General features: G+C 41.5%; 12 protein-coding genes. 2 read left to right on the top strand and 10 right to left on the bottom strand.

From position 1 onward, the window contains the following. Positions 1 to 18: 18 nt before the first annotated feature. From ECHVI_RS12415 to ECHVI_RS12390, 6 genes are all read right to left on the bottom strand, one after another. Entirely contained in the window at positions 19 to 564 is a 546-nt protein-coding gene (locus ECHVI_RS12415) for a winged helix-turn-helix transcriptional regulator (RefSeq protein WP_015266347.1), read from the bottom strand. Positions 565 to 799: 235 nt separating this feature from the next. Further along, the gene (locus tag ECHVI_RS12410; protein ID WP_015266346.1) at positions 800 to 1,978 is read right to left on the bottom strand and encodes a hypothetical protein; all 1,179 of its coding nucleotides are present in this window, start codon (positions 1,976 to 1,978) and stop codon (positions 800 to 802) included. A gap of 343 nt (positions 1,979 to 2,321) precedes the next feature. Continuing rightward, the gene (locus ECHVI_RS12405) at positions 2,322 to 2,519 is read right to left on the bottom strand and encodes a hypothetical protein (RefSeq protein WP_015266344.1); all 198 of its coding nucleotides are present in this window, start codon (positions 2,517 to 2,519) and stop codon (positions 2,322 to 2,324) included. Positions 2,520 to 2,784: 265 nt separating this feature from the next. After that, a complete protein-coding gene (locus ECHVI_RS12400) occupies positions 2,785 to 3,597 on the bottom strand; it encodes a DUF4249 domain-containing protein (RefSeq protein ID WP_157501378.1) in 813 nt (270 codons plus the stop codon). A 2-nt stretch (positions 3,598 to 3,599) separates the two neighbouring features. Further along, on the bottom strand, positions 3,600 to 5,867 hold the full coding sequence (locus ECHVI_RS12395) for a TonB-dependent receptor (RefSeq protein ID WP_342662017.1): 2,268 nt from the start codon (positions 5,865 to 5,867) through the stop codon (positions 3,600 to 3,602). 366 nt (positions 5,868 to 6,233) lie between these two features. Beyond that, positions 6,234 to 7,214 carry a GlxA family transcriptional regulator gene (locus ECHVI_RS12390; protein WP_015266341.1) on the bottom strand — a complete coding sequence of 327 codons (981 nt, stop codon included), beginning with the start codon at positions 7,212 to 7,214 and terminating at the stop codon, positions 6,234 to 6,236. A 122-nt stretch (positions 7,215 to 7,336) separates the two neighbouring features. Here ECHVI_RS12390 and ECHVI_RS12385 point away from each other — a divergent pair, with 122 nt between their 5' ends. Next, complete coding sequence (locus tag ECHVI_RS12385; protein WP_015266340.1) at positions 7,337 to 7,750, top strand: VOC family protein; 414 nt, start codon at positions 7,337 to 7,339, stop codon at positions 7,748 to 7,750. Positions 7,751 to 7,780: 30 nt separating this feature from the next. Here ECHVI_RS12385 and ECHVI_RS12380 read toward each other — a convergent pair whose 3' ends face one another. Together ECHVI_RS12380 and arsC are read right to left on the bottom strand one after the other, a co-directional pair. Continuing rightward, the gene (locus tag ECHVI_RS12380; protein WP_015266339.1) at positions 7,781 to 8,794 is read right to left on the bottom strand and encodes a cation diffusion facilitator family transporter; all 1,014 of its coding nucleotides are present in this window, start codon (positions 8,792 to 8,794) and stop codon (positions 7,781 to 7,783) included. Positions 8,795 to 8,821: 27 nt separating this feature from the next. Continuing rightward, the gene (gene arsC, locus ECHVI_RS12375) at positions 8,822 to 9,175 is read right to left on the bottom strand and encodes an arsenate reductase (glutaredoxin) (protein WP_015266338.1); all 354 of its coding nucleotides are present in this window, start codon (positions 9,173 to 9,175) and stop codon (positions 8,822 to 8,824) included. Positions 9,176 to 9,688: 513 nt separating this feature from the next. Between arsC and ECHVI_RS12370 the strand changes: the two genes are divergently transcribed. Beyond that, positions 9,689 to 10,636 carry a tetratricopeptide repeat protein gene (locus tag ECHVI_RS12370; RefSeq protein ID WP_015266337.1) on the top strand — a complete coding sequence of 316 codons (948 nt, stop codon included), beginning with the start codon at positions 9,689 to 9,691 and terminating at the stop codon, positions 10,634 to 10,636. On the opposite strand, the gene ECHVI_RS12365 is transcribed toward ECHVI_RS12370, so the two are convergent. After that, a complete protein-coding gene (locus ECHVI_RS12365) occupies positions 10,624 to 12,516 on the bottom strand; it encodes an ATP-binding protein (RefSeq protein WP_015266336.1) in 1,893 nt (630 codons plus the stop codon). The two genes, ECHVI_RS12370 and ECHVI_RS12365, sit on opposite strands and share 13 nt — an antisense overlap. Positions 12,517 to 12,611: 95 nt before the next feature. After that, a complete protein-coding gene (locus tag ECHVI_RS12360) occupies positions 12,612 to 13,331 on the bottom strand; it encodes a DUF2490 domain-containing protein (protein WP_015266335.1) in 720 nt (239 codons plus the stop codon). Positions 13,332 to 13,336 lie beyond the last annotated feature (5 nt).

The raw sequence follows: 13,336 nt of genomic DNA, 5'->3' as shown, positions 1-13,336 counted from the left end.
CTTTGATTATCAATTCCTTTAACCTTTCCGCATTGTTATCCCCCATTTCCCGATTGCTCCGATTATCGGTATCAGGCTCCTTCCAAAATCGGTGAGACTATATTCGACTTTTGGTGGTACCACCGGATAAATCACCTTGGTCACGAGCTCATGGTCCTGTAGCTCCCTCAACCGGAGGTTCAAAACCCTCCGTGAAGCGTCAGGAATTTTGCGCTGCAATTCACTGGGCCGTTTATGTCCTTGATCTATAAACCAAAGCAACCGCATCTTCCATTTTCCATATAGGACCTCTCCTACCAGGTCAAGTCCACAGTTTAGGTTGGGCACTATCTTTCTTTTATAGATCACAGTATAGTGGGAAATTGTCCGAAGCGACAACCGATGATGACCAAAATCTTCTTCAAAAACAGAAGCCGCCAGATACCCGGGCATCCGGCGGTCAAGTACCGCCTTCCATTCATTGGTCAGCGCTGATCCCTTCCCTACACCTGATTCTATGGCAAAATCCATAAGACTGAAGTATCCAACTTTGGTGTCTCCGAAAGCGGAATGACCTCCTTTCATAATAAAAACTCTTTTGGGGCAATTAATCCAATATCCAAAAATACGGACTACTCCTATTTCATTTCACGCGAAGAAAATCTGATTCAAAAAATAAAATCGTGCAATCAAACTCCACTTGAAGTGGATTTTTGATACTTAATTTTTTCATAACTTTTGATATTTCTTGAAGTTTACTGCTTACCCAAGACAATTCAGGACACCCGGAGCATGTGTCCATTCATTGCGATTGAATACCTTAGTTGGCATGATCAAGTCGGTAGATGTATCCAGTGTGAAAATCCCTTTCAACCTTTTCATTGTTTTGAACAAACAAAAACCTATTATTTCCTAAATAGGCGATACGGTTATACCAGGAACTATTTTCCCCGTTTTCTTTGGGTAGCATTACGTTTTTCCCTTTGTTTTCTTCGTAGTTAAACCAATAGCCCTTAAACACTCTGTTTTCTAAGTCAATGTCATTTACCCCTAAGGAATAGGTTAAAAACAATTGCCTGTTTTCCATTAAATAAGTTTGGGAAATATAGCTATGCTTATCTGATAAGTCATTTATTTCTTCATGGTTATTGATCGTTAAAGGTTCTGAAAAGCCTTTAGGTTGCTCAAATCCGGGGATTTTAATTTGAATATTATCTGTTGGATACATGCTGTTCAGGCCATCATAAACAAGAATTTCATCTACATATCCTCCAAGGCTATATACTTTATCCTTATTGACCCAACTTTTAAACTGATAAGAAAATAGTCTTTTATCTGAATAATATCCGCTCTTTTCATTAAGAAAACCTTTTCGCTTTACTTCAAATCTTTTGACCCTTTCGTCATATTCCAGGTATTTCCAAACTGGAATAGTGTCCAGTGTTGGTTTGACATGTGTGTTTTTTTTAACATATATAGAGGGGGATAGATTGTTTACAAATAGTTTGTTATGGTCTAAGAAATCAGCGGATAAATTGGGCATGCCTCCATGTTTTACCGGAAAGGGATAGTGCCATCGAACAGGATCCAAGGCATTTTCTTTTGGCAGGAAAAAAAGAATTTTTTGATGGTCAATAAAAAATGGCTGTTTATTATAAATTCCTGCATATTGTAGAATACCGGAGTACTCTTTAGGGCCATCTCCCCTGAAGTAATATTCTGTTAATGCCTGTTCTCCTGAATAATCTAATAAAAAAAAATGTTCATCAATGTATGAATATAATAGAACCGTTGAGTCCTTTGCTTCGGGCGTAACTACGCCAAAGCCATATGGGATATCAATTCTGATGCTGTCCTCTAATACAAACTTTGCCTTCTTTTCTTTTTCGACATGCTCATTCTGCTGCTCACTACAGCCAAAAGAGCACATAATCGTCAAAACAACAGTCACTTTTAGGAAAGTCGACCTGATAGTATTTTTAAATTCTATAGGGTACATGGGGTTTTGTCAGTTTCCATACGTCACAAAAAACTTAATAAATTAATACTGCTTTTATACCGATTCCTTTTAAATGAGCTAACAAGCTGATTATTGAGATGAAGATGCTAAACAAGCAGCATAGCCCTCTTAATTTTCGAGATAATAAAACCAAGAGGCATATTAAATCAACTAATATTTTAAGTAGTTTTGATGATAAATATAATAAAAGATAAAAATATTAATATATAAAGAATAAAAATCCAATGTGTTTTCCAAAAAATAAGATTCCACCAACCCTTTCTTTTCGGTGACAGAAAATAGCACTTCACCATGCTCATCCAATGCCATTATTTCATATTCACTATCGCTCACCAATAGTTTTATATTGGAAATCCTCTATCCAAAACCCTTCATCCTTCGGCTGGGGACTGGGACGGTAAAATGCAGCATGCTCTCGAGTCGTCTCCTCCCAGTTAATATCATACCAAGTGGTGTCTTTTTGGCCATAAACTTGTTGCACGACCAAAAAGACCAAAATCATTAACGTACTGACTTTCATCAATCTACTTTTGCATTAAAAAAACAGAAAAGCACTCCTTCCATCTGGCATTATTGAAAATGTAATTGCCGAACAATCGTTAAAATGCATCTATTGTAGAGCAGTATATCATTTTTGACAAACCATATCCAAAACAGGAGATGTAAAAAACAAAAAGCTTCTATTACACCGCTAAAGATAAACCAAAAATGCTGACAAGAGCCAGCATTTTTCTTCAAAATTCATCAAGCTATGACAACATTGGAGCGTGGCCAATCCTCGCCAATTACTCCACGGTATCTTCTATACTCGATACTGAAAAGGCCCCAAAATACCCCAGAGCGGTATCTCCAAAGTTCGAAATGGGATTAGATGGCGCCACGCCACCACCATCAATGACATCCACAAGCATCCGGTAATAATCGTAAGTTGATTTATCCAGGTGTCTTAACTCCACATAAACATCATCTCCCTCCTCTAGGGTGTGGGGAAAATCATAATCCTGAGCATTCCCATCCGTATACTTGTCACTATAAAGCCAAAAATTATCATCTTCGATCATTTCTCCGTCAAAGTCAAAAACATATACCTCACCGTTGACAAAAACATTAAAGCTGTAGTAATCGCCCAGGCCCGGAGGGTCTTCAAAATATGCCTTGAAATAATATCCTTCATCATTCAGCAGAGATTCCTCCTCAAAACGGAACCCAAGGGAGTCAATTACCACCTGCTCCTCAGGCATTTTGCTTTCAGCAGTATAGGTCTGGCCGTCATATTCCACGGTAAGGGTATAAGTCACGCCACGCTGTCCTTGCAGACTGGCCGTCTGGTACACTCCCGCTTCTTTTTCGGCAAGCACCTCCACATTTCCCTGATCGTCCGAAATTTCCACATAAGCACCGCTGATGGACGGAAATACATTGTCATCATAAAACCCTACGGATTCGGTAATGGTTACCGTATATGGTCCCGGTTGATCGGTCACAATTCCCTCAATGGCTATCCTCGGAGCTCCCTCGTCAAGGTCCAGTTCGATCACATCCTCGCATCCCATCAAGGTAACAGAAAGCAATACTAATAGTCCAATATACTTTTTCATGATCATTTGAATCTAAAATTATAGGTTACGGAAGGTAAGATGCTAAAGAGCGCTATTTTTACCGCCTCGGTTTTGGTGGGATCATCCCGGTTTTCACGGAACGATATGGAATAGGCATTTTTACGGGCATAAACATTATAAATGGAGAAGTTTAGGTCGGAGCTGAATTTCTCTGTATCCTTAAGCTTCATCGTCGCCCCAACGTCTAGCCTGTTGTAATCGGGCATGCGGTTATTATTTCGCTTCCCGTACATGTTGATGACCTCTCCCTTCATTTCATATTTACCTATTGGATAGGTCACGGCATTGCCCGATCGATAAACGAAGGAAGCAGAGAGGTTCCACTTCTTATTGAGCTGATAAATGCCCACCACAGAAAAGTCATGCGGTCGGTCCCAGCTGGCAGGGTAAACCTCTCCATAGTCCACCCCGTCAAATTTTCTTTCGGTTTTCGAAACCGTATAACTTACCCAGCCTGTCAATCTCCCTGAGTTTTTCCTCAGGAAAAATTCAGCTCCATAAGACCATCCCTTCCCAAACAACAACTGTGACTCTACATTTTCATTAAACACCAATTCGGCACCTGTCCGGTAATCCACTTGATTCTGCATATCTTTATAGTACACTTCCACAGATGTTTCATAGGTATTGTCCTTAAAGTTCCTATAATAGCCCATCGCAATCTGGTCGGCAATTTGAGGCCTCACATTGTTGCTGCTGGGAATCCACAAATCGATGGGAGTACCGGAAGTAGAATTGGACACCAAATGAAGGTATTGACGGTTTCTGCCGTAAGAGGCTTTTATCGAGGTCTCATCATTCAGCATATATGTCACGCCTAACCTTGGCTCCAATCCCCCATAACTTTCCACAATCTCGCCTTTTTCATAGGTTTCTGCGGCTATAACATCTCCGTCCTGATCATAGGTAAACACTTCCCCGGGACCAACTTGGGCAAACCAAGAATATCGTAACCCTCCATTGACACTTAGCGCTGGTGAAATGGTGAGTTCTTCCGATACATAGGCGGCAGCTTCCCAGGCATGCTTATTCTGAAGGGTTTGAGCATTGATATAACTATCGCCCTGTGGGGAGATTTCGCCAGGAACAAAATTATGGCGAATAAGTCCCGCTCCAAATTTCAAGGTATTGTCGGGATTGATATAATATTCAAAATCTTCTTTCAAGCTAATGTCCCTAATGGAAGACGTTACCTTAAAACCATCATTTTCCTCTTCTTCCCCTTGAATATCCACTACATAATTATAATCGCTGAACACCGCCGTGGAGTTCAAGAACAAGCGGTCATTAAAGAGGTGGTTCCATCTGATGGTACCGGTGGCATTTCCCCAGTCAAACCCAAATAGCTCGGCATATCCGAAGTTGTCCCTGCCAAAATACCCTGACACAAAGACCCTATCCTTGTCTCCAAACTTATAATTTGCCTTGGCATTAAGGTCATAGAAATATAAAGTGGATTTATTGATATCATCATTATTGGACAATTTTAAAAACAAGTCCACGTACGTCCTTCTCCCAGAAAGCACAAACGAACCCTTATCCTTTACGATCGGAGCCTCAATGGTCGCACGGCTGGATATCAAACCAATTCCTCCTTGGGCGGCAAACTTCTTAGTGTTGCCTTCCTTCATCTTAATGTCCAATACAGAAGAGGCACGCCCTCCATATTCTGCCGGAATATGGCCTTTATAGATGGAAAGGTCCTTAATCGCGTCTGAATTAAACACCGAGAAAAAGCCCAGTAAATGGGACGCGTTGTAGACAGGGGCTTCATCCAGCAAAATCAAATTTTGGTCGGCACTTCCACCGCGGACAAAGAACCCGCCGCCACCTTCATTGCCCTTGATCCCTGGGAGCAGCTGGATGGTCTTTACGATGTCTTTTTCACCAAATACCACCGGAATGGATTCCACTTCTCGCATGTCAAGCTTATTCACACTCATCTGGGTGGAGCGTACATTTTCGTCTTCCGGTTCCGCACTAACCACCACTTCTTCCAGCTCTGCAGAACCCGGCTCCAGCTCCACGTCCACGGTCATATCATCATCCAAGGAAATGGTCTTGGTAACTGATTCATATCCCACAAAGCTAAACGTCACCGTATAATCCCCCTCGGGAATGGTAAGGGAATAAAATCCATAGACATTACTCGTCCCTCCGGTCTCAAGTTCCTTTACAAAGACCGTAGCACCAATAAGCCCTTCACCTGTGGAAGCATCTTCCAGTGTACCCCGAATGGTATGTTTCACTTGCCCAAAAGCTGAAATGCTGCAAACGCACATACTTATGCCAAGAAACAATACGCTGCGTAACAAACCTCTATGGAGGAATGTTCTCATGTTTTTACCCATTAGTTTGGTTGGTTTAAATTCAAAAATTGTTAACTAACAATATCCGCTGATGTTTTAACATATACCGAAAAGATCATTTCTCCTGATCATTTATAATTCTCACACTGGCAAATAACTTTCCTAAACGTGGCATTTACCTGCAAGGTTTATGAATTCAGATTATCCGTATTTTATGAATGTTTCCATTACTAAATAACCCCGTTTCTCTATCAAGACACCCATGTGCCCCTTTACCCTGATCAAAGAACTAATATTTTATAGTTTTTAAAAAGACAAAACCGATTTGTGGTACTTATTCCGATATTCGATGGGGGTGAGTCCTGTGATTTTTTTAAAAACTCCACGGAATGCCTTGGAATCTGAATACCCCACTTCAAACATCACTTCTGAAATATTTTTCCGCGATGACTCAAAACACCTTTTCGCCGCCTCGATCTTTACCCGCTGAAAATATTCAATTACCGTATTGCCAGTCATTTGCTTAAAACGTCGCTCAAAACTCCTTCTGCTCAAGGCTACCATCTCGGCAAGTTGGTCCACCGTGATTTTTTCATCATAATGATGCTCGATAAATTCTTGTGCTTTTCTGATCTCTTCATCGCCATGGTCTTTTTGCCCCTTAAAAATGGAAAAAGCCCCTTGGCTGTCCCGATCGATATCTATGGCAAAATACTTGGCTGCCAGAATCGCCGTCTCGCGATCTGTAAACTTTTCCAGCAAATACAATAACAAATTCCAATAGCTATTGGCTCCTCCACTCGAATATATGCCATGATCTTCTGTAATAATGCTTCCGTCCACCATCTCTACCGCCGGAAAGGTCTCCCTAAATTCATTGTAATAAGCCCAATGGGTAGAACATTTTTTTCCTTCCAAAAGCCCTGTGGAAGCCAATAAAAAAGCGCCCACACACAATGAGGCTACCTCGGCTCCTCGGGCATGCTGCTCCACTATCCAAGGAATTAGCGCACGATTTTGGTCAACAGCATTTTTCATATCCCCAAAAAGTGCCGGAATGATGATAAGATCTGTTTTCTTTATCTCGTTGCACAATGTATCAGGAAAGACCGAAAATGCACCATCCCCAAGTTTTACCTCGCGGTTCATCCCAACAAGTCTCACCTCAAAAAGCGGCTTTCTTCCTGATGCACCTAAAAATTGATTCGCTGCCGTAAACATATAACGTGGATCTGCTATCGCCTCCATAACAGAAGATTCAGGCACTAAAATGGACACACTTTTCATGCCTAAAGATAATCAGATAATATGGCGAGATCAACCCCTCCTTTTGCCGCCTTACACCTTATAAAGGGGAATTGAAATTGCCGATATTTGATGTATGATACTGGAATCATCCAACCTGATCTATGAGTAAAATCATCACATACCTCACCTTTAACGGTAACTGTCGGGAAGCCATGCTCTTTTATCAAGGCTGTCTAGGAGGAAATTTGGAGTTCCAGACCATTGGAGATTCACCATTTTCGACAAAACTTCCACCGCTGTTCAAGAAGTGTATCCTTCATGCCACCTTGGAATGTGGAGACACCGTGCTCCTGGGCACGGATATGGTCGGTGCAACAGGGCTGAAAAAAGGCAATTCCGTCTCCATGATGCTGGATTGTGAAAGTGAAATGGAAATAAGGGACTGTTTCTCCAAATTATCGAAAAACGGAGTGCGCATTACGCCGTTGGAAAAAAACCATTGGGGAATACTTTTGGGAGAAATCAAGGACAAATATGGCAACTACTGGCTGCTGCGCTATCAAGAAAGACCTTGATTCCTGTTGACTTAACGATACCCCAGCGTATCAAAACTCATGTTCCCCCATATTGCTGATTAGCTCATGATAGTGCTTTTGATTTTTGGTCATGTTTGAGGTGTCCCAGGAGATTTTCTTGGTCCTTTCATACTTCCTGACAGGGCAATTATTGACCAGACAATAATGGCAGCATTTCTCTGGAAGACAAGGGTCTGCATGTACAAACACCTCAACATGACCGGACAATCCATTTTCCAGCACATGCTCTACCCCCTCCACTTCGTCATGGACTTTCTTGAGTTCAAAATAATACGGTAATGTCAAGTGGAGATCTATATGTTTATCGGCTCCGTACTGTTGTACGCGCATGTTGTGGATATCGATCCAATTATTCTTACGGTGCTTGTTCAGCAGCTTGATCACCGTATTCATGGAGGCGGGATTACGCTCATCCATCAGGCCTGCTACAGAACGGCGGACAAGTCTGTAGCCATTAAAAATAATATACAGGGCAAACATGATGGAAAGGATTCCATCAAGGACGACCAAGCCGGTCCAGTATATCAGTGCCACGCCCAAAATCAACACAAAGCTGCTGTAAGCATCTGTCAAAATATGACGACCATCGGCCTCGAGTGTCAAACTTTCATAGGCTTTCCCTTTTCCGATCAATAAATAGCCTAGTGTGCCATTGGCTAGGCCTGAAATACCGATCAAAGCCATCCCAAATGGTAGTGAGGTCAGTTCGGGCGGAAAAATAAATCCTACAATGGCCTGATAGATTATAAACAGCCCCGCCAACATGATCAAGACTCCTTCAATCCCTGCACTAAAAAACTCTACTTTTCCATGGCCATAGGGATGATTATGATCCCGAGGCAAGGAACTCAGGTGGATGCTATAAAAGGCAAACCCCGAAGCTACGACGTTTACAATACTTTCCAACGCATCTGTGAGAATGGCATTGGACCCGGTAAGGTAATACGTGTAGAATTTCAGTATGAGTAAAATTATACTGAGCACAAAAGAAGCAATGATCCAATGCTTTTTGGGATTTTTCACGGAATCCGATATTTGGTCTTCAATGGATTAAATGATGTCATAAACATTCTCAGGAGGCCTGCCAATCACCGCCTTGTCTCCTTTGAGTACAATGGGCCTTTCGATCAACTTTGGATTATCCACCATCAACTGGACAAGCTCATCTTCAGAATAGCTTTGCCCCTTAAAATTCTCCTTCCAGAGTTTTTCATTCTTCCTGACCAATTCCTCTGCCTTTATACCAAGCATGGACAGTACATTCTTCAGCTCCTCTGGGGAAGGGATTTCCTCTAGGTATTTGACCACTTCAATTTGATCATCTGACATTTTTTCTTGAAGCAATTTCAGGGTTTCCCTACTTTTTCCACATCGCGGATTATGAAAAATCTTGACTTTACTCATCGTATTACTTGGATTTAGTTCTTTGTTATAAAATGTTTATAGATACCTTTTCGCTGGTATTTCATGTATGGATCCACCTCATCTTTTCACGAATGAAGAATTCAAAATTAGCCATTATGCCCTTAAAATAAAACCACCCGTTCAAAACAGCTAAAAGGAATTACTCAGCGCACCAAATTAAATTTGGTTAGTTTAAAGATACAACGACCGATTGATCGTTTCTCCTCCGAATCATGCCTTCCAAATGCTTCCCCAATCAAAGGTTATGGTTTTTAACGTTTTTTTACCCAGTTATGCTTAACTTTATTGGATAATTTAAAGTTTGAACAGAGCATAAACCTTTCATTTCGCCCTTTCACATTCAACGAAGTATGCCATACAAGCTTTAATGCTGTAGTTACCGTTTAAAAACCACCAAAACCAACGAGTAAAAGGATATTCATATTTGATGATAATGGTAAAAAACGCGAATTGATATCCCTCTCTAAATCATATACAACCTAAATCAAGGCTATGATTTCCAGTAAGAAACTACTAAAATTTCTTTTCCCAACCCTTACAGTGTTCATCCTTCTGAGCTCTTGCGATTCGAATGAGGATAAAAAGGGACGATTTCTCCTTAAGGGGAACAATAAGATGATGGAAAATGACTTCGATGGAGCCATTGACTTTTACAGCGAAGCATTGGCGTTGGACCAAGAGTTTGTCGACGCCTATTACAATCGGGGAATTGCGTACACTAAGACATCTGACTTTCAACGTGCCATCAGCGATTTCAACAAAGCCATTTCCATCGATCACCAATATGTAGACGCATATTATCATCGCGGCATTGCCCATTTTGACAATGGAGCCAACTATAATGCCTTATCGGACGCCGATCAGCTGATCGCCTTGGCTCCAGATGATTACAGAGGGTATTTCCTGCGAGGGCTGGTGCAAGAAACATTGGGCAATTATGAAACGGCGCTGCAAGCGTTTGACCAAGCGATTGAACATGACCAAACCATTACTGACCTATACGTGAACAAAGCCACGATCCAGTATTATAGGAAAGATTATAAATCGGCAACTACCAACCTCAACAAAGCCGAAAGCCTCAACCCTGAAGAACCTAATATTTTCAACTTGCGGTCGTTGATCGCCTTTGAAAGAGATGCAATCGATTCTGCCCTCAAATGGGTCAATAAAGCCATTGACCTAAATGCTGGCCAGGCTTATTTTTATAACAATCGAGGACTTTATTATCTATTTGACGGCCAAATGGAGCGAGGTATTGAAGACATCAATTTCAGCTTAAAACAAAACAGCAAAAATTTATTCGCATTAAGAAACAAAGGAATCTATTATTATTTATCAGGTAATAAACCGTTAGCCATCAAGTACCTTCAAGAGGTTTATTCGAAAGACTCTTCCATCAAACTTACCAAAAAGTACCTGGACTTGGCTCAGGAAATGTGAGGTACAATCAGGTTATAAATCCTGTCCTTTAAGTCAGCGGCATTGATGGGCTTGGAGACAAACGCGTCCAAAAAGGCCATATCATGTTTGCTGCAGCATTCACTTTTAGAAGCGGCAGTAAGGGCAATTATGGGAACTGATGAATGTTCCTTGATCCGCTTGGCAGCTTGGCAGCCATCCAGAATGGGCATTTGTACATCCATCAACACCAGATCGTAGTCATTCCGCTTTGCTAATTCCACGGCCTCTTGTCCGTCGCAGACACGCTCACAAACCATTCCCCAGCGCTTAATAATCTTCAAGACGACAATAGCATTGACATCATTATCTTCTGCCAACAGCACTTTCAGCCCAACAGGTAAATTATGAACTTGCGACTTTAGGGTTTCAGGATATACCAATGCTCCTACTTCCGAAGCCACTGGCTTCATAAAGGAGAGTTCGAAAAAGAACGTACTTCCCTTTCCCTCCTCAGATTCCACTTGAATTTCACTTCCCATCAGCTGGAGGAGCTTTTTGGTGATGGGCATCCCCAATCCTGTCCCCCCATATTTGACATCAAAACTTTGTGTAACCTGCTCAAATTCATTGAACACCTTTTGAAGGTTTTCACGGGCAATGCCGATGCCAGTATCCTTCACTTCAAAATACACCCTGACGTCCATGTCTGTTTCCGCTGCAATGGTCGCCGTTACATCCACCCTTCCCTGATTGGTAAACTTAAGGCCATTGGAAATTAAATTGTTCAGCACCTGTGCCAATCGCAACCGATCCCCCACTACACGCAGGTCCAAGTGACCGGAAGCAATGAGGTTTAACGAGTTCTTGGATTCATGAGCCTGGTATTTTAGCCCTCCGATCACTTGTTCTAAAAGCTCGCGAAGGTTAAACGGTTTATATTCAAGCTGGATTTTACCTGCTTCGGTCTTTTGAAAATCCAGCAAGTCGTTGACCATGATGATTAAACTGTCCGTCGCAAAACTAATGTTGTTCAGCAATGGCTTTTGCCCAGCAGCATAGCCCTCTTCGTAAAGCGAGAACACCGATCCAGAAATGGCATTTAGAGGGGTACGGATCTCATGAATAATCGTAGAGATAAAATCTGACTTGACCTTACCGGAAGCCTCTGCATCCAGCTTGGCTTTTTCCAGTTCCATCTCCCGCCTTTTCAAAACCGATACATCTACAATAGAGCCATACCAATATAGATTATCTGATTCATGTTCAGGAATAGCCCTTCCCAAAACCCACAGCGGTTCTGCATTTTCCCTTACTGAAATTCGAAAAACACACTCCCAATGGCCCTTTACCCGGGCACTATGGACAATCGACTTCAGCACCTTCCCGACGTCCATTGGATGGACTTTACTCAACAAATAATCCAAGCTGGTGATCTCCTCTCCGTCTGCCTCAAGCTTGAACATCTTTTTTACCCTATCACTCAAATAAGAAAAGCACATTTTCCCATCACCATCTAACACAAGCTGGAAATTGGCACTGGGGACTTTTTCGTTCAATAGCTTAAAAAACTGCATTTCCCCGTTTGAAAACTGCCTTGTTTCTGCTCCTTGGGCAGTACTAGTGATTTTGACCTTGGTGCCCCTGTGAAAAAGAAAGACATGGTCCTCCTTTAGCTCTTCCATAAAAAAGGAAAAGTATTCGTTATCCAGGTTAATTATAAATTCCTCATGAAAAGAAAAAGCTCCCTCATCCACCTGCATCCCTGCCAGTGACTTGTCTGCTAACTTATCTCCTATCTGCTCATAAAAGATCTTATTCCCGTAAACAACCTTATACGGTGCTTTGTTATCCACAATAAAAACGATGTCCGTGGATTGTTCAACGACTGCCTTAAAAGTATTCATCGATGGTAGCCTCATCAGCTTATGGTAGTTTAAGTTTAAAATTGATTAAATTTTGCATAAAACCAAAATTTTAAATACCAAATACTTATTTTATTGTATTATTTAAACAATCAATTTAAAAACAATGCAAACCGAATGAACCAAAATTTCTCTTTATCAGCGACTTTTGAAATATCCGTCAAATAGTACCCTACTCCATATTCAATTTTCTTAAGCTTTTGGGTATATCTACCAAAATTCAATTGAAATCGGTTGTCGCTAAAAAAAGTACTTTGCTCATCTTGCCTTCTCAAGTTCATCATTGCTTCATATTCGCCCAATAAATACCACTCTTTTGGATCCAGGTTATTGCCCTGAAGCGGTAGTTCGTAGGTAAACTTCAACCGGAGACGTAATCGATTGCCATTTTCCAAGAAACGCTCCTCCAACCTTATTTGTTGTGCAAACCGGGACCTTCCTTTGAGTAGTTGGGAAAAGGTCACCTGCTGGAACAACCTATTCTCCCTAATAAACGCTCCGCCATATTCTCTCTCTCCACCAATAAGGTACCCCATCCCGTAGGAAAAAAAAGGAGAATGGTTTTTTGCGATAGCCAGACTAAAACGAATCACATCCATGGCTGGGGCTGTTTTACTGTTTTCCTCCCTTGCTTGGGCATCCTTGGCCCAGAAAATCCGAGTATACAGCTTACCGTTTGCTTTCCATCCTTTTGGGAGCCGATAGGTATATGATGTCTCGAGTTGTGTCCCCCAATAAGTATTACTCCCATCCTGTCCAAAAGTACTACTCGCTAACAAAAAAAATATACCGATGGCTAAGAAAAACCTCATATCAA

This window comes from Echinicola vietnamensis DSM 17526, from assembly GCF_000325705.1.
In the GTDB taxonomy this organism is placed as follows: Bacteria; Bacteroidota; Bacteroidia; order Cytophagales; family Cyclobacteriaceae; genus Echinicola; species Echinicola vietnamensis.
This window is presented reverse-complemented; position numbering and strand designations above follow the sequence as displayed.